The following is a 15834-nucleotide window of genomic DNA, read 5'->3' on the forward strand; positions in this document are numbered from 1 at the left end:
TGAAAACTGCCCTGTGGCAATAGAACGGAAAGGCGGCCTTGTCGAGTACCGCAGGACCTAGGTCCTGACCCTAGCGGCTGCGCGTCGTTGGAACGCCGTGTGGCGCCAGAACCGGCACGAAGACGCGCCGCGAGGCGCGGGCGGCAACCGGCAGGCCCTGATAGAGCCGCTTCTGCGCCTCGACAACGATCACACCGGAAAATGCCGGCCATAAGGTGCGTCCCACGCGATCGAAGAGGCTGCGCAAGCGCATCATGGTGCGCAGCTTCGAGGGCGGAAAAAACAATGCCTCCGCCGTCGCGCCCGGCGTGAAATTGGTCTCGCGCAGGAGATTAGTCAGTTGGCCCCGCGAATAGGGTCGCCCGGAGCCGAACGGCGTGTGCTCCATGCGCGCCCAAACCCCCCGGCGGTTCGGAACGACGATGACCAGGCGCCCGCCTGGCGCCAACACCCGCCACAGCTCCTTCAGAGTTTCCCGCGGGCTCTCCGCAAACTCGAGGGAATGGACCATCAGCACCCGGTCGATCGAGGAATCGGGCAGCGGCAATTCCTCATCGAAGATCAGAGCTGTCGAGGACAGCGCTCCTACCGGCCAGTTCACGGCGCCCTGCCCTGCCGGCATGAAGGCAAACGTCCTCTCGGTGTCGGACTGGAAGCGATCCAGGAAGGGCACGACGTAGCCAAGACCAACGAGACGCTCCTGCGGCAACCGGACCCATAGCGAGGAAAGCGCCATGGCGATCGACTGCTCGGCGATACGTCCGAGGTCGGAATGATAGAACTGGCGTAGGTCGACGATATCAGCGTGCATCGCGGTAAATGTTATCAATAGGCTGTTGGACTTCAAGGCACGACCCTCTACATTCCCGGTATACCCGCGATAAAGAGGCTGCCTGAGACTATGAAACCTTTGGATTTAGACGTTTTTCTCTGCCGTACCGACAATTTTGGCGTGCTTGTCCACGATCCTGAAACCGGCTTGACCGCTTCAATTGACGCTCCCGATGCAGGCGCGGTCGAGAAGGCGGCAATCCGCCGCGGCTGGACGATCTCTCATATCTTCAACACCCATCACCATACCGACCACGTCGAAGGCAACCTCGCGCTCAAGGAGCAATATGGCTGCGAGATCATCGGCCCGATCAACGAGGCGGTGGCGATTCCCGGCCTCGACAAAACGATGGCCGACGGCGACACCTTCCTGTTCGGCGACCACGCGATACAGGTCATTGAGACACCCGGGCATACGGCCGGACATATCTGTTACCACTTCGTCGACGACAAGCTGCTCTTTGCCGCCGACACGCTGTTCGCACTCGGCTGCGGGCGGCTCTTTGAACGCCCGGCCGCCGATATGTGGCACTCGCTGCAGAAGCTTGCGGTGCTGCCCGATGAAACTGCCATCTATTTCGGCCACGAATATACCCTGTCCAACGCGCGCTTTGCGCTGACCATCGATCCGGACAATCAGCGCCTGATAAGCCGTGCGGCCGAAATCGAAGCGCTGCGGGCCGAGAACAAGTTCACGATTCCGACGACGCTGGCGCTGGAAAAAGAGACCAACCCCTTCCTGCGCGCGGCCGATCCCGCCATCCGCCGCAACCTCTTGATGGAAACCAAGACCAATGAGGAAGTGTTCGCGGAAATCCGCCGACGCAAGGACAATTTCTGATGACGCCGGACGATATCATTGGCGAACTTGGAATGCAGCCGCATCCCGAAGGCGGCTGGTACGTGCAGACGTTCCGCGACACCGAGGGTGGATCGCGCGGACACTCGACGGCGATCTACTATCTCTTGAAGGCGGGGCAGCGATCCCACTGGCACCGTGTCCATGACGCAGCCGAGGTCTGGCACCACTATGCGGGTGCGCCGCTGGCGCTCCATCGCTCGCAAGACGGCAAGAGCAGCGAGACGCTGATGCTTGGCACGGACATTCTCAATGGCGAGCGCCCGCAGGCGATTATTCCCGCCAACTGGTGGCAGTCTGCCGAAACACGCGGAGACTATACGCTGGTCGGATGCACGGTCGCGCCGGGCTTCGAATTCACGTCCTTCGAGATGGCGCCGCCGGACTGGAAGCCGGTCGGCTGAAATTTACTCCGCGGCAGCGCGTTGTTCGACGGTCGTGGCCTGCCGCCGGAACATCTCGTTTGCCGCCAGCACAGCGCCGCCGGTAACCAGCACGCAGGCGAGCGCGATACGCCAGCTCGGCTCGGCGAAGCCGAACAGCGTCAGGTTCAAGGTCGATAGAAGCGGCGCGGCATAGCTTGCGGCGCCGAGGATCTGGATATCGCCGTTCTTGACGCCGTAGTCCCAGGCATAGAAGGCCGCGCCGACCGGGAAGAGCCCGAGGCCGAGAACCGCAACCCACTGCGATGCCGCCTGTGGCCAGACCGTTGTCTCGAGGCCGAGATGGCAGACGAGCGACAGGATCGAGGTCGCCATACAGAAGCCGGTAACGACATCGGTCGAAACCGCCTCGAAGCGACGCGTCAGCAACGAATAACCGGACCATGTGAAGGCGCAGAGGAAGGCCGCGCCATAGCCGACGGCATAGGCACCATCGAAGCTGATGCCATTGCGGCCAACAATCAGGAAGGTGCCGCAGAGACCGGCCAGTGCCCCGGCGACGTGATACCAGCGCAGGCGTTCACCCGGCAGCAGCGCCGATCCGACGACAATCAGCAGCGGCCAGAGATAGGCGATCAGCCCGGCTTCGACCGCCGGTGCGTTGCGCAATGCCGTGAAGTAGAGAAAGTGATAGCCGAACAGGCCGGCAATCCCAACGATCCAGACCTTGGCCGGCTGCTTGAGGAAAGCCAGCCGCGACGGATTGAGGATCAGCACGAGGATGCCAGGAATACTGCCGATCGCAAAGCAGATGGCCGAGAGCTGGAACGGCGGCATCGTGCCGGAGGCGGCTGTGAACAGTGCCAGGAACGACCACATGAGGATGGCTGCAAAACCGATTAGCGTTGCCCGAAGCTTCACCTGTCCCCCTTGCGGAGACTCTCGCTCCGTCAGCTTGCGCCGTATTTCACCGCGGTAATCGTCACCGGTCCGTATTGCGTCGGGATGCGGACGTAGACCGGAGCATATACATTTGCCGCATCCGACTTGGCAAACCAGATTTCCATCCGGCTGCTCTTGCTCAGATAGTCGATATCGCTGCGGCCTTTCTTATAGCCGGAGCGAGGGACAAACCGCACGCTGCATACGATCGCCTTGCCACTGAAGCCCGCTGTCGAGAAATCCTGCGAGCCCTTGGGTGAAAGCACCAGGTCCATGCGCATCTCCCCGTCATAGATCGGCAGCTTCTGCGCGCAGACATTGGCATCGGCAGGGAAGATCAGACCTGAGATCGGATCGAGGACGGAGCGCATGTCGCTTGCCGGCACGCTGACCCAGTTATTGGGAGGCTTCCGAGGAGGCTTCACGGTTGTCGAGGTGATGTCGCCGTTGTTGTAGCGCACCTCATAGGTGCGGGCGCGCTTGCCGCTCTTGTAGTACAGATAGTAGCGAGAGGCCTGCAGTCGGTCGCCGCGCAACACGCCGTCGACGCTTGTCTTAGCCGAGATATTGGTGACGAGGTCGGCAAGGCCGGCCGAACTGATATCGCCGGACACCCTGTAGCTCTTGTCGTCTTCGATCTTCGTCAGGAAGGCGGCGCGGGCGATCGTCAGGATGCCAAGCGAAACCCTGTATTCCGTGCGATGCACGATCTCGCTTGCGCTGGCGGGAATCGCCACCAGCGCCGCGACCGTGGAAATAAGAATGCGCTTGCCCAGATGAGCCATGAAATGAACCTTGTTCAGGCGGCTGGTAAAGCCGTTGATAACGGTCTATACGCCTGTCTCTCGATGAAGCAAACACGAGCTTTTTGACAGAATTGCGGGAAATGCCAAGGTTTGGCTTGACGCGCACGGCCTGTCTGACTATAGAACCGCAACTTTCCAATCATGGCCTGATGGATTGCAACCCGGTTTTGCGCGGGCATGCAACTGATGGCCGAGAAAAACAAGAATAGGTGTTCCATGTCCCGCATGTGCGAATTGACCGGCAAGGCAGTCCTCGTTGGCAACAATGTCAGCCATGCCAACAACAAGACCAAGCGCCGGTTCCTCCCGAACCTGTGCCAGGTTACGCTGATCTCCGACGCTCTCGGCCAGCGTTACCGTCTTCGCGTTTCGGCTTCTGCTCTTCGTTCCGTTGAGCATCGTGGCGGTCTCGATGCCTTCCTGCTGAAGGCAAGCGAAAATGAACTGTCGATGCGCGCTCGTCTGCTGCGTCGCCAGATCGTCAAGAAGACTGCCGAAGCCGCTGCTGCGTAAGCTTCGTCTGCTTCTTCTTCATCATACGGCTTCAAAAGGCTTGCACGGATGATCTCCGGACAAGCCTTTTGCTTTGCCGGTCTCTTCCTCGAACTGGTGGCATACCCCAGGATAAAAAAATGCTGACGACGCGTTCTACGCTTATCTATGTCGCACTGATGACGCTGGTCGTCGTCGCCTCGAACTTCCTCGTACAGTTCCCCCTGAACGCCGAGTTCGCCGGAATCAATCTGGCCGACATCCTGACCTGGGGCGCATTCACCTATCCGGTCGCCTTCCTCATCACCGATCTGACGAACCGCCAATTCGGCCCGCAGGCCGCCCGCAAGGTCGTCTTCGCTGGCTTTGTCGTCGGTGTGGCGCTGTCCTTCTACACGTCGGTCCCGCGCATCGCGATCGCCTCCGGCTCGGCCTATCTCGCCGGGCAGCTGCTTGATATCTCGGTCTTCAACCGCCTGCGCCGTCAGGCCTGGTGGCGCGCGCCGCTCGTCGGCTCGCTGATCGGTTCGATGCTGGACACGGTGGTCTTCTTCTCCTTCGCCTTTGCGGCCTTCTTCGTCTTCTTCGGCCCGAACGATCCGTTCGCGCTCGAAGCCGCGCCGATCCTCGGCGTTTTGACCGCGCAGGCACCTCGCTGGATTTCCTGGGCAATCGGCGACTTTGCCGTAAAGATGATCGTCGGTCTGGTGATGCTGCTGCCCTACGGCGCGTTGATGAACGTGTTGCGCCCGATGCAGGCGGCCCGCGCCAGCTAACCCCATTCAGCCTTGTCGCAAACAAATATAGCGGAGCCTGGCTCCGCTATATTTGTTTGCGCAATCTCTGGAGGACGGTGCCACGACGACACTTTGCTGCCACGCTACCATGCAAGAACTTTTCATATTGCGCGTTAAAATTGTTGCGCATGGCGTTTTTGTGACAAGACTGTCTCAATCACGCCACATGGAGGGTAACCGTGAGCGAGAAACAGAAGAGAGTGTACGAGGCGATTCTAGACGGTGCGACGGAGGGCCTCTCCGGCAATGGGCTTTTCGACTTCGTATTGGAACGCTGCCCCAAGGCAACCAGCAAGAAGATTGTGCGCGCCTCTTTGCTGGCTCTGACGGATCCCGATGTCACTGACCGCAATATTCTCCATACCATCTACGCGCTCGCGATAACCCACAGGATGGATGAAGTCGGTTCGACCAGCGATCCCGACGATGACGAAAATCCGACGGAAAAGAGCCCAGTGCTGCGGAAGTTGAAGAAGAAGCGCGCCGCCACGACCGAGCTGAGCGAAGCCAACCAGATCTGACCGCGAGCAGCCATGATGTTGCGCGTTCACAACAGATCGTATGAAGCGGAACAATGGAAGCCCGTCGCCGCAATATCGTCATGTAACTGTTAGGCACCGCTCATAACCGTTCCCCATCGAGTACCTGTAGGGACCTCCCATGAAGATTCGCACTGCCCTCTTCAGCTCCATAGCGGTGGTCTCAATGGCGTCCGGTGCCTACGCGGCAGACGCGATCGTCGCTGCCGAGCCCGAGCCGGTCGAGTATGTGCGCGTCTGCGACGCTTATGGCTCCGGCTACTTCTATATTCCGGGAACCGAAACCTGTCTGTCGATCGGCGGCTACATCCGCGTTGAAGAGCGTTTCGGTCCCAACCGCTCCGGCACATCCGACTGGTCCTCCTGGACGCGCGGACAGACGACTATTTCGTCCAAGAGCGAAACGGAATTTGGCACGCTGACCGGCGTCATCACGCTCCGCATCAACGCCGAGAACGCGACGAACCAGACGGCTCTTCTGCAGGAAGGCTATATCGACATCGCTCATCTGCGCGTCGGCATGCAGTACTCCTGGTGGGATAACGACCGCAGCATCGGTACCGGCGAAACGGACATCATCTCCAGCAACCAGACGATCCACAACGCCATCCGCTACATGTACGAGACACCGGACTTCAGCGCCGGCGTCATGGTGGATGAACTCGAAGACGCGCCCAAGCCTGCCATACCTGGCGAGCAGCCGAACAATGTCGGCATTGAAGCCCAGCTTTACGGCAAAGTCGGTGTTGTCAGCGGCTACCTTCTGGGAAGCTATGACACCGACGCTGACGAAGGCGCCATTCGCGGTATCCTGTTCGCGGACCTCGGACCTGGCCAGCTCGGCCTCTGGGGCATCTGGGCAAGCGGCGCCAATTACTACTGGGAAAAGTCCGAGTGGACCGTCGGTGCGCAGTACTATGTGAAGCTGAACGACAAGTGGTCGGTTACCCCCGGCTATCAGTATTTCAGCAAGACCTCGTTCGATAGCGATGGCGAATTCACCGGCGGCGACGAGTGGCGCGCGGGTATCACGGCCGACTATAAGATCGCCACGAACCTGACGACCAAACTCAGCGTCCAATACGACGACCCTGATAACGCCGACGACTATGTTGAAGGTTTCCTGCGCTTCCAGCGCAATTTCTGAGCCGTGTTGCAGTCCGCTCAGGCTCGCCGCTCACGACGAGCGCTCATCTCTGTAGGCCAGCCGTATCGCCGGCTCGCGGCTCCACCAACCGGAATTCCAGCATCAGATTGCGCTGCAGGATCGAATGGTTGTCGTCGGAAACGATGACAACATGCGTGGTCCCATCCTCGGCCGTAAAGGCATCCAGGCCTTCCATGTTGTCGATCTGGTAGCCGAAGTCGCCTTGCAGCAATATCTCGCCGTCCATGACGGTCTCTGGGCGGATGTCGGCGGCCTTGATGCGGCGGATACGCATTCCGATGCCGTCCGCCATGTTGAACCGGCGTTCCAGAAGCAGCAGGTCGCCATTCGGCAGGAAGGCTCCGTCCGTGGCGTCGAAATCGCCATAGTGAGCAAGCGACAGACGTCCCTTCAGTGGTCCATCGAGGATCGCCGCATAGGCATTCCCGTCCGTGTCCAGGCTGCGTTCTGCGACGATCAGCGTGCCGCCTTTCAGCGCGCTATCGACAGGTGCAACAGCGATCGTCTCAAAGCCGCGATTGGCACGCAGCGATTTCTTGGGAAAGGGGATGGGGATCGTGTCAGTTGCACGCGACTCCTCGAAGCCCGGATCGGGATAGATGTCGACGCGGTGGTCCTGTTCGAAGGAGACGAGAACCTGGTCCGCGTGCAGCGTCAGGCCCTCGGCATCCATATACCCTTTGCCCTCAAAGCTGCGCCCCGCCCGGTTCTTCATCGGCGTGATCGCGACATCGGTCAGGCCGGACAGGTGCCCCTGCGGATCGCGCTCGATACGGCCTGTCATCCAGTGACCGGTGTCGAGCACGCCGACGAAACGTGTCTTGTCCGATCGAAACCGAATCGACGACAGCGAGCCGAACAGGCGCTGCGGCGAGACCATTTCCAGCCCGCCGAGAAATTCGAGAGAGCCGAACTTGGTCTCATCGGAGCCGATCTTGAAATCGGTGACGAGGCGGCTGCGGACCTCCACGCCGCCTTCGCCGAGCGCCGGCGGCATGAGAGCCGCCAGCCCGAGAGCGATCGAGACCAAGCTGGCGAAGGGCTTCCGGAGCATCCAGAAAGCGTCCTTCGCGCTTAGCCAGCGCGGCGGAGACGACCGCCCCGCGGCTGGACGGTCTTATCTTCGAAAAGCGACGCAAGCTGCTCGGTCATCGCACCGGCCAGTTCGTCCGCATCGACGATCGTCACCGCGCGCCGGTAGTAGCGCGTTACGTCGTGGCCGATGCCGATTGCCAGCAGCTCGACCGGCGAGCGCGTCTCGATCCGGTCGATGACGGCGCGCAGATGCCGCTCCAGATAGTTCCCCGGGTTGACCGACAGCGTCGAATCGTCGACCGGCGCCCCGTCGGAGATCATCATCAGGATGCGGCGCTGCTCGCGGCGAGCCAGCAGGCGATTGTGCGCCCAGATCAGCGCCTCGCCGTCGATGTTTTCCTTGAGCAGGCCTTCGCGCATCATCAGGCCGAGATTGGCACGCGCGCGCCGCCACGGCGCGTCGGCCGACTTGTAGATGATGTGGCGCAGGTCGTTGAGACGGCCCGGCGTTTGCGGCTTGCCGCTGCCGAGCCACTTTTCGCGCGCTTGTCCGCCCTTCCAGGCCTTCGTCGTGAAGCCGAGGATCTCGACCTTGACGCCGCAACGCTCCAGCGTGCGGGCCAGGATATCGGCGCAGGTGGCCGCGACCGTGATCGGGCGGCCGCGCATCGAGCCCGAGTTGTCGATCAGAAGGGTCACGACCGTATCGCGGAACTGCGTGTCGCGCTCCATCTTGAAGGACAGCGCCTGCATCGGGTCGATCACCAGGCGTGTCAGGCGCGCCGGATCGAGGTAGCCTTCCTCGAGATCAAAATCCCAGGAACGGTTCTGCTGCGCCATCAACCGCCGCTGCAGGCGGTTCGCCAGCCGTCCGACCGCGCCTTGAAGGTGCGCCAGCTGCTTGTCGAGGAAGGCGCGCAGGCGCTCCAACTCGGCCGCGTCGCAGAGCTCTTCGGCGGTGATCGTCTCGTCGAATTCCTCGGTGAAGACGTGGTAGTCGACCTTCTCGTTGAAGTCGTCGAACGGCGTGTTCGGACGGCGGGTTTCCCCCGGCGTCTCGGAATCCTCTTCGCCTTCATCCTGCATGTCGTCGTCGGAGATTTCGGCGCCTTCGGTCTCGCCGTCCTCCATCTGCTCGTCGGCGACTTCGCTGTCTTCTACGGGCGCAGCGTCGGAACCGGCGTCGTCATCAACTTCGTCCTGTTCCTGCTCGTCGCCGTTCGGCTGGTCTTCCTGCTCCGATTCATCATCGGACTCCGGCTCGCTATCGTCGTCGCCATAGTCCTCGGCCATTTCCATGGCGGAGAGCATGTGGCGGATCACCTTGGAAAAGGCCTGCTGGTCGCTCATGACGGCGGGAAGGTCGTCTAGGTCGGATCCGGCCTTCTCATCGATAAAGGAGCGCCAGAGGTCGAGTACCTTCCCGGCGGAGGCTGGCGGTTTCTGGCCCGTCAGCTTCTCCCGCACCATCATGGCCATCGCTTCGCCGATCGGCGCGTCCTCCTGCCGCTCGATACCGGAGAAATTCGCCTTGGCGTATTTCTCTTCGGTCATCGAACGCAAGTTGGCGGCCACGCCTTCCATGCGCAGCGCGCCGATCGATTCCACGCGCGCCTGCTCAACGGCATCAAAGATCGCGCGCGCATCGGAGCCTTGCGGCGCCATCGTCGCGTGCACCTTGTCGTCGTGGCAGGCGAGCCGCAGCGCCATCGAGTCGCCAAGCCCGCGCGTCACGGCGAGCTCATGCAGCGTCGGACGCTTGGAAAGCTCCGGCAGACGGATCCGCTCGGCCGTCATTCCAGGGCGTTCATTGGCGAAGGTCACCTCGACGTCGCCGTCACCGGCAATCGCGCGCACGCTGCCGGTTATCGCCCGGCGCAACGGTTCGACGTCGACAGGCGAGCCGGGCTTTGCTTTCGAATTGTCACCGCGAGCAGCCATGATCGGTCGGCCTTAGGCCTCCAGAACGATGTTGGCAGCACTTTCCTTCAGCTCGACGCCGAAAGCGCGCTGGTAGTGTTCGGCCACCAGGGGACGTTCCAGCTCATCGCACTTGTTGAGGAACGTGGTGCGGAAGGCGAACGCGATGTCGCCGAAAATCTCGGCGTTCTCGGCCCAGGTGATAACCGTACGCGGGCTCATGACGGTCGACAGATCGCCGTTCATGAAGGAGGCGCGCGTCAGATCGGCGACGCGCACCATCTTGGAGACGGTATCGCGGCCTTCCTTGTCCTTCCCAAAGCTCTTCACCTTGGAAGCAACGATGTTCACTTCATGGTCGTGCGGCAGGTAGTTCAGCGTCGTGACGATCGACCAGCGGTCCATCTGCGCCTGGTTGATCTGCTGCGTGCCGTGATAGAGGCCCGTCGTATCACCGAGACCGATCGTGTTTGCGGTCGCAAACAGACGGAAGGCCGGGTGAGGACGGATAACACGGCTCTGGTCGAGCAGCGTCAGGCGGCCGGACGATTCCAGCACGCGCTGGATGACGAACATGACGTCAGGGCGGCCGGCATCGTATTCGTCGAAGACGAGCGCGACGTTATGCTGGTAGGCCCAGGGCAAGATGCCGTCCTTGAATTCCGTGACCTGCAGACCGTCCTTGAGGACGATCGCATCCTTGCCGACGAGGTCAATACGGCTGACGTGACTGTCGAGGTTGATACGCACGCAGGGCCAGTTGAGGCGAGCGGCGACCTGTTCGATGTGCGAGGACTTACCCGTGCCGTGATAGCCGGAGATCATCACGCGTCGGTTGTGGGCAAAGCCGGCAAGAATGGCGAGCGTGGTCTCGCGGTCGAAGAGATAGTCGGGGTCGAGGTCCGGAACATAGGCGCTGCCCTGGCTGTAGGCCGGCACGCGGATGTCGGAATCGATACCAAAGACCTCCCTGACCGAAACGGTGGTGTCCGGAAGCTCCGAAATATCAAGGTCAATCTTGCTCATCATGTCTCCAAGGCGGGTGCCCGACACCCGGCCATACTGTCTCAGCCCATTTCGCAACCATGACGCCGCAGTCTACCCCGCGCTCGTTCATGTCGGAACGTCGGCGATGCTTCTCCGGGACTGAAACGAAACCTCGGGGGCGATAATCTACCGCTAGCGAGCATTCTTGAACAAAGTCCCGGACAAGAAACGCCGCGCCCGGAAGTGGCCGAGGCGCCTGTGGGACAAACGCAGAAACTTATGCCGCGATTGCCTGCGGCCTCAGCCGATTTGGGACCATACCTGATTGAAGACCAAGAGCAAGGACGGGAATTAACAAAAACCGTTCTGCTTCAATAATTGATAGGCCTGGATGACGGCGCGGAACCGCTCTTCCGAACCGCGGTCGCCGCCGTTGGCGTCGGGGTGGTGTTTCTTGACCAGTTCCTTGTAGCGGCTCTTGATCTCCGAGGAGGTCGCGCTGGCATCGAGGCCCATCGTGTCGAAGGCCTTGGCTTCCAGGCTTTTCAGCTTGCGCTGCTCAGGGAAGCGCGGGCCGTTTCCCTTGGTACCGTTGACGAAGCCGAAGGGATCGCGCACGCGATAGGAACCGGACCGCATATCGGAATGCAGCGGGCTGTCCTTGGCCGACTTGTTGACGCCGACCGTCCAGGTTGGGCGATGCCCTGTTATCGCTTCCTTCTGATAGCGCGCGATCTCGCCGTCGGAGAGGCCGGAAAAGTAATTGTAGCCCTTGTTGTATTCCTTGACGTGCTCGAAGCAGAACAGAAAGAACTGCCCCTCGGCATTGCGTCCGACGGGAGCGCGATGCACGCCTTTCTTGTCGCAGCCGTCCCACTGACAGGAAGGGGGAGCCTGTTCGGTTTCCTGCTCGCGTTTGCGGCGGGTGCGGATGCGGTCGAAATATTTGGAATCGAGTCTCATGACGGCTCTAATTTTAAGCCTGCGACGAGGCCACAACAAGAATTGACAAACCGGAATGTTGCTGGCTTGGTGGGAACCTTTTTCGCAAAGCAACGAGACCATGACCCTGCAGACCCGCATCGAAGAAAAGCTGACCGCCGCATTCGCGCCGGAACGCTTGAGCGTCATCAATGAAAGCCATCTTCATGCAGGTCATCAGCCTGATATGACGGGGACGGGCGAGACCCATATGCGGGTGCGCATCGTATCCGCCAAGTTTACCGGCATGCCCCGACTGGCGCGACACCGCGCGATCACGGAGCTTTTGAAGCCAGAGTTGGATGCCGGATTACATGCGCTCGCCGTCGAACCGGCAGCCCCCGGCGAACCGGTGCGCTGGTAGCGAGCGCCGCCGCTATATAGGTGATCTGGCCGCACTTTCCAATGCGGCCGGACCGTCCCGGCATGGTTTCAGCGGATCAGAAGCGCCGTCGCGTAGAGCCCGAAGCCGAAGACTGTGTGCGCCACCAGATTGAGGAAGCGAACCTTGTTCGGGTTCGGCGTCTTCGATGCCGCCCAGCCGATGCCGAGGCCGGGCTGCAGCAGGAACCAGCCGGCGCCGACGGTGACGATCGCCCAGATCCACGCCGGCAGAAAGGTCGGTTCCGCCAGCCAGCCGGGACCGACCAGGACCACAAGCAGTATGCCGTAGAGAATGCCGACGGCATAATGGCCAATCCAGCCGAGCGCGAGTTCGCGCTCATAAGGTGCGGCCGTGCCGATGTCGTCGTGGAAAACCTTGCCGTCCTTCAGGTGCCAGAACCAGCGACCGACCGGCGCCCAGTTCGGCAGCGCGCTGCCGGTGGCTTTTGCATACACAATTGCCCAGATGTCCATAAGAACGGTCGCCCCGATGCCGATGACGACAGCCCGCCAGAAAATATCAAACATATCAAATCCATAATGGTGATGTCGCGGTGGTCTCCTCGCCACAGCGACCATGGGTAGGACGCTCGCCTCAGGCCGGACCTGCCTCGTTTTCCTCAGCCGGCCGAATTCGAAGTTTGGTGATGCGGTTCTTCTCTCGCTTCATGACGATGAAGCGCTTTTCGTAGAATGTGAAGGCCTGTCGCTCTTCCGGGATTGTCATCGACTCGTGAATGACAAGGCCTGCGATCGTTGTCGCTTCCTCATCCGGCAGATGCCAATCCAGCGCGCGGTTGAGATCGCGGATGGGGACGTTGCCATCCACCACGATGGAACCGTCCGCTTCCTGCCGCACGCCCTGGATGTCGATGTCGTGCTCATCGGCAATGTCGCCGACGATCTCCTCGAGGATGTCCTCCAGTGTCACGATGCCCTGCACTTCGCCATACTCATCGACGACGACCGCGAAATGCTGCTTGCGGCGCAGAAATGCGTTTAGCTGGGCTTCAAGGCTGGTGCTGTCGGGTACGAACCATGGCTTCTGGGCGATCTTGATGATGTCGAGGTGCTCCGGCTCGGCGTCGCGCTCGGCAAGTGCGCGCAGCAGATCCTTGGAGTGAACCACACCAATGATGTTATCCGTCGTCCCCCGCCAGAGCGGCATGCGCGTGAACGGGCTTTCGAGAATTGTCCGCACGACCACCTCCGGCGGATCATCGGCATTGATCGCCCGCATCGCGGTGCGGTGGACCATGATGTCGGAGAGTTCCAGTTCGCCGAGATCGAGGACACCGCCCAAGCGGTCGCGGTCCGCCTTTACGACCGATCCCTCACGATGCAACAAATCAACGGCGCCACGCAGTTCTTCATGCGCGGAGAGCATCGAGACCTCCCGCGAGAGATTGATGCCAAAGAGCGACAGGATCCGGCGAACGATCGCATTGACGAAAGACGACACCGGACCGACGACGGCGACGAACATCTTGACTGCATAGGCCGTGTTCAATGCAAACCGATCCGGCGTCGAAATCGCCCAGCTCTTCGGCAGCACTTCGGCGAAGATGACCAGAATGACGGTCATCGCCAAAGTCGCAAGCGCAACGCCCGAGTTGCCAAACAGCCCGAGAAACAGACTAGTCGCCAACGACGAGGAGAGGATGTTGGCAAGGTTGTTGCCGATCAGCAGCGCACCGATCAGCCTATCGCGGCGCTCGATGAGCTGGCGCACAATCCCTGCGCGTTCCTCGCCATTGGCTTCGAGCGTGTGAATCCGGCTACGGGATACCGCGGTCAGCGCCGTCTCCGAACCGGAGAAGAACGCCGACATGAGGACGAGGGCCACGATCGAGACAATTTCCGGCCAGTATACGGAAAGAAATGCCAGCGTGCCTTCGAGGGTCATTGCGGGTGCTTCTCCTTGAGGAAGCTCAGTACTTCCGAAGCGGGAACATCATTGGCGACGAAGGACTGCCCGATGCCGCGGGTGAGGATGAAGGTCAGCTTGCCGCCCTTCACCTTCTTGTCCTGAGCAATCGCGTCCATCAACACTTCGGCCGGAGGCAGCGCGCCCGGAATTTCCGACATGCGGGTCGGAAGACCGACAGCCTTGAGGTGGTTTTCGACGCGGCGGGCATCATCCGGACTTGCGAGGTTCATGCGCGCCGAGAATTCGTGCGCCAGAACCATGCCGATCGAAACACCTTCGCCATGTACGAGACGCGAGCTATCATAGGCGGTTGCCGCCTCCAGCGCGTGGCCGAAGGTGTGGCCGAGATTGAGGAGCGCGCGTTGTCCGGTCTCGCGCTCGTCGGCAACGACGACATCGGATTTTGCCTGGCAGCTCGTGGCGATCGCCTCGATGCGTGCCGCACCGCCTGCAAAAACCGCCTGCCAGTTGGCTTCTAGCCACGCGAAAAAGTCAGGCTTGTCGATCAGGCCGTACTTCGCGACCTCTGCATAGCCGGCACGAAACTCACGCGCACTCAGCGAATTCAGAACATCGGTGTCTGCGAGCACCAAGTCCGGCTGATGGAAGACGCCAAGGAGGTTCTTGCCATGGCGGCTATTGATGCCGGTCTTACCGCCGACCGAGGAATCGACCTGCGACAGCAGCGAGGTCGGCACCTGCACGAAACGCACCCCACGGCGCACGATGCCGGCGGCAAAGCCGGAGAGGTCGCCGATCACCCCGCCGCCAAGCGCGATGACGTAGTCGTTGCGCTCAATCCGCGCTTCGAGGACCTTGTCACAAACAGTCATCAGATGCTCGAAGCTCTTGGTCTTTTCGCCAGCCGGCAGCACGAGGGTTGCGGAGGTGATGCCAGCCTGTTCCAAGCTTTGAACCAGCGCGTCAAGATAAAGCGGCGCTACATGCGCGTCCGTAATGACAGCCGCCTTCCGGCCCTTCAGGCGCGAAGCGATCTCAGCGCCGGCGCGTGCGATCAGGCCCGGCCCGATCAGGATATCGTAGGCGCGCTCGCCGAGCGGCACATGAACCTTGCGTTCGGAGGCAGAGGCAATCGCATTCATCGGGCTGCACTTTCGGTTCGGGCGTCGATCATGGCTTTGAGGATCTCCTCAGCCATCAGTTCCTTGCGCACATCGCGCGAGAGGACGGTAAGGTCGGCGAGCTCGTAGATCGGATAACGCGCGTTCATTAGGTTTTCGAGGGTCTGCTTGGGATTTTCTGTTTTGAGCAGCGGGCGCGTATCGCGCTTGCTGACCCGCTCCCAGAGAACATCGAGATCCGCCTTCAGCCAGATGGAGAGGCCGCCCTTCTTGATATGCTTGCGCGTCCGGTCGTTGATGAAAGCGCCGCCGCCGGTGGAGACCACGCGCGGCCCGTTCTTCAAGAGGCGTTTCATGACGCGGCCTTCAAGCGCGCGGAACTCTTCCTCGCCGTAAGCGGCGAAGAGTTCGGTGATGGACATGCGGGAGACCTTCTCGATCTCGGCATCACTGTCGACGAAGGGGATGCCCAACTGATGCGCGACGATCCGGCCAACGGAGGATTTGCCTGCGCCCATCAATCCGACCAGGATCAGATTGCGAGAACCGAGCGCAGCACGAGCCCTGTCTTTCAAGCTTTCGGCAACGGTCAGAACTGGGTCGCTCATTGGTCCATTCACACTTTGTTTGCGAACGGTATCGACAAATGCAGGTGTAGCGTCAAGTCGCGGGCAAGGGAAACGTGGTCCAAATGCATC

At 60.9% G+C, this 15834-nt stretch carries 18 protein-coding genes; 7 read left to right on the forward strand and 11 right to left on the reverse strand.

Features of this window, described 5'->3' with window-relative positions:
• Nucleotides 1–70 precede the first annotated feature (70 nt).
• Complete coding sequence (locus NBG89_RS15030; RefSeq protein WP_088693439.1) at nt 71–847, reverse strand: class I SAM-dependent methyltransferase; 777 nt, start codon at nt 845–847, stop codon at nt 71–73.
• Between the two features lie 54 nt (nt 848–901).
• Between NBG89_RS15030 and gloB the strand changes: the two genes are divergently transcribed.
• Entirely contained in the window at nt 902–1672 is a 771-nt protein-coding gene (gene gloB / locus NBG89_RS15035) for a hydroxyacylglutathione hydrolase (RefSeq protein WP_088693438.1), read from the forward strand.
• Entirely contained in the window at nt 1672–2094 is a 423-nt protein-coding gene (locus NBG89_RS15040; protein ID WP_431320606.1) for a cupin domain-containing protein, read from the forward strand. Before gloB ends, NBG89_RS15040 begins: the two co-directional genes overlap by 1 nt.
• A gap of 3 nt (nt 2095–2097) precedes the next feature.
• Here NBG89_RS15040 and yddG read toward each other — a convergent pair whose 3' ends face one another.
• Both yddG and NBG89_RS15050 read right to left on the reverse strand, forming a co-directional pair.
• Complete coding sequence (yddG, locus tag NBG89_RS15045; protein ID WP_431320607.1) at nt 2098–2994, reverse strand: aromatic amino acid exporter YddG; 897 nt, start codon at nt 2992–2994, stop codon at nt 2098–2100.
• A 29-nt stretch (nt 2995–3023) separates the two neighbouring features.
• Nucleotides 3024–3800, reverse strand: a complete 777-nt coding sequence (locus NBG89_RS15050) for a DUF3108 domain-containing protein (protein ID WP_431320608.1) — start codon at nt 3798–3800, stop codon at nt 3024–3026.
• 237 nt (nt 3801–4037) lie between these two features.
• Here NBG89_RS15050 and rpmB point away from each other — a divergent pair, with 237 nt between their 5' ends.
• From rpmB to NBG89_RS15070, 4 genes are all read left to right on the forward strand, one after another.
• Nucleotides 4038–4334: a 50S ribosomal protein L28 gene (rpmB, locus tag NBG89_RS15055; RefSeq protein WP_007528060.1), complete on the forward strand. Its 297-nt coding sequence runs from the start codon at nt 4038–4040 to the stop codon at nt 4332–4334.
• 119 nt (nt 4335–4453) lie between these two features.
• Nucleotides 4454–5089: a queuosine precursor transporter gene (locus tag NBG89_RS15060; protein ID WP_431320609.1), complete on the forward strand. Its 636-nt coding sequence runs from the start codon at nt 4454–4456 to the stop codon at nt 5087–5089.
• 200 nt (nt 5090–5289) lie between these two features.
• Nucleotides 5290–5631, forward strand: coding sequence for a hypothetical protein (locus NBG89_RS15065; RefSeq protein ID WP_431320610.1), 342 nt, complete (start codon nt 5290–5292; stop codon nt 5629–5631).
• Nucleotides 5632–5770: 139 nt separating this feature from the next.
• Nucleotides 5771–6796, forward strand: a complete 1026-nt coding sequence (locus tag NBG89_RS15070; RefSeq protein ID WP_431320611.1) for a porin — start codon at nt 5771–5773, stop codon at nt 6794–6796.
• Nucleotides 6797–6839: 43 nt separating this feature from the next.
• On the opposite strand, the gene NBG89_RS15075 is transcribed toward NBG89_RS15070, so the two are convergent.
• From NBG89_RS15075 to NBG89_RS15090, 4 genes are all read right to left on the reverse strand, one after another.
• On the reverse strand, nt 6840–7871 hold the full coding sequence (locus NBG89_RS15075; protein WP_431320612.1) for an esterase-like activity of phytase family protein: 1032 nt from the start codon (nt 7869–7871) through the stop codon (nt 6840–6842).
• Nucleotides 7872–7891: 20 nt separating this feature from the next.
• Nucleotides 7892–9793 (reverse strand): cobaltochelatase subunit CobT, encoded by a 1902-nt coding sequence (gene cobT / locus NBG89_RS15080; RefSeq protein WP_431320613.1) that lies wholly within the window; start codon nt 9791–9793, stop codon nt 7892–7894.
• Nucleotides 9794–9805: 12 nt separating this feature from the next.
• The gene (gene cobS / locus NBG89_RS15085; RefSeq protein WP_007528066.1) at nt 9806–10798 is read right to left on the reverse strand and encodes a cobaltochelatase subunit CobS; all 993 of its coding nucleotides are present in this window, start codon (nt 10796–10798) and stop codon (nt 9806–9808) included.
• Between the two features lie 312 nt (nt 10799–11110).
• A complete protein-coding gene (locus NBG89_RS15090; protein WP_088693429.1) occupies nt 11111–11722 on the reverse strand; it encodes a J domain-containing protein in 612 nt (203 codons plus the stop codon).
• A gap of 100 nt (nt 11723–11822) precedes the next feature.
• Here NBG89_RS15090 and NBG89_RS15095 point away from each other — a divergent pair, with 100 nt between their 5' ends.
• Nucleotides 11823–12104, forward strand: coding sequence for a BolA family protein (locus NBG89_RS15095; RefSeq protein WP_088693479.1), 282 nt, complete (start codon nt 11823–11825; stop codon nt 12102–12104).
• Nucleotides 12105–12172: 68 nt separating this feature from the next.
• Here the strand turns inward: NBG89_RS15095 and NBG89_RS15100 are convergent, their stop codons facing one another.
• From NBG89_RS15100 to NBG89_RS15115, 4 genes are all read right to left on the reverse strand, one after another.
• The gene (locus NBG89_RS15100) at nt 12173–12652 is read right to left on the reverse strand and encodes a DUF2938 domain-containing protein (RefSeq protein WP_431320614.1); all 480 of its coding nucleotides are present in this window, start codon (nt 12650–12652) and stop codon (nt 12173–12175) included.
• 67 nt (nt 12653–12719) lie between these two features.
• On the reverse strand, nt 12720–14030 hold the full coding sequence (locus tag NBG89_RS15105; RefSeq protein ID WP_088693427.1) for an HlyC/CorC family transporter: 1311 nt from the start codon (nt 14028–14030) through the stop codon (nt 12720–12722).
• Complete coding sequence (aroB, locus tag NBG89_RS15110; protein WP_431320615.1) at nt 14027–15157, reverse strand: 3-dehydroquinate synthase; 1131 nt, start codon at nt 15155–15157, stop codon at nt 14027–14029. Before aroB ends, NBG89_RS15105 begins: the two co-directional genes overlap by 4 nt.
• On the reverse strand, nt 15154–15744 hold the full coding sequence (locus tag NBG89_RS15115; protein WP_088693425.1) for a shikimate kinase: 591 nt from the start codon (nt 15742–15744) through the stop codon (nt 15154–15156). The genes aroB and NBG89_RS15115 overlap by 4 nt, the downstream gene beginning before the upstream one ends.
• Between the last annotated feature and the right edge of the window lie 90 nt (nt 15745–15834).

This window comes from Rhizobium sp. YTU87027 (assembly GCF_050644135.1).
GTDB lineage: Bacteria > Pseudomonadota > Alphaproteobacteria > Rhizobiales > Rhizobiaceae > Rhizobium.

Bases quoted from the DNA above. Each gene is read 5' to 3' on its own strand.
- gloB (WP_088693438.1), top strand. From the start codon at position 902: ATGAAACCTTTGGATTTAGACGTTTTTCTCTGCCGTACCGACAATTTT.
- NBG89_RS15040 (WP_431320606.1), top strand. From the start codon at position 1,672: ATGACGCCGGACGATATCATTGGCGAACTTGGAATGCAGCCGCATCCC.
- NBG89_RS15050 (WP_431320608.1), bottom strand. From the start codon at position 3,800: ATGGCTCATCTGGGCAAGCGCATTCTTATTTCCACGGTCGCGGCGCTG.
- rpmB (WP_007528060.1), top strand. From the start codon at position 4,038: ATGTCCCGCATGTGCGAATTGACCGGCAAGGCAGTCCTCGTTGGCAAC.
- NBG89_RS15060 (WP_431320609.1), top strand. From the start codon at position 4,454: ATGCTGACGACGCGTTCTACGCTTATCTATGTCGCACTGATGACGCTG.
- NBG89_RS15070 (WP_431320611.1), top strand. From the start codon at position 5,771: ATGAAGATTCGCACTGCCCTCTTCAGCTCCATAGCGGTGGTCTCAATG.
- NBG89_RS15075 (WP_431320612.1), bottom strand. From the start codon at position 7,871: ATGCTCCGGAAGCCCTTCGCCAGCTTGGTCTCGATCGCTCTCGGGCTG.
- cobT (WP_431320613.1), bottom strand. From the start codon at position 9,793: ATGGCTGCTCGCGGTGACAATTCGAAAGCAAAGCCCGGCTCGCCTGTC.
- cobS (WP_007528066.1), bottom strand. From the start codon at position 10,798: ATGAGCAAGATTGACCTTGATATTTCGGAGCTTCCGGACACCACCGTT.
- NBG89_RS15090 (WP_088693429.1), bottom strand. From the start codon at position 11,722: ATGAGACTCGATTCCAAATATTTCGACCGCATCCGCACCCGCCGCAAA.
- NBG89_RS15095 (WP_088693479.1), top strand. From the start codon at position 11,823: ATGACCCTGCAGACCCGCATCGAAGAAAAGCTGACCGCCGCATTCGCG.
- NBG89_RS15100 (WP_431320614.1), bottom strand. From the start codon at position 12,652: ATGTTTGATATTTTCTGGCGGGCTGTCGTCATCGGCATCGGGGCGACC.
- NBG89_RS15105 (WP_088693427.1), bottom strand. From the start codon at position 14,030: ATGACCCTCGAAGGCACGCTGGCATTTCTTTCCGTATACTGGCCGGAA.
- aroB (WP_431320615.1), bottom strand. From the start codon at position 15,157: ATGAATGCGATTGCCTCTGCCTCCGAACGCAAGGTTCATGTGCCGCTC.
- NBG89_RS15115 (WP_088693425.1), bottom strand. From the start codon at position 15,744: ATGAGCGACCCAGTTCTGACCGTTGCCGAAAGCTTGAAAGACAGGGCT.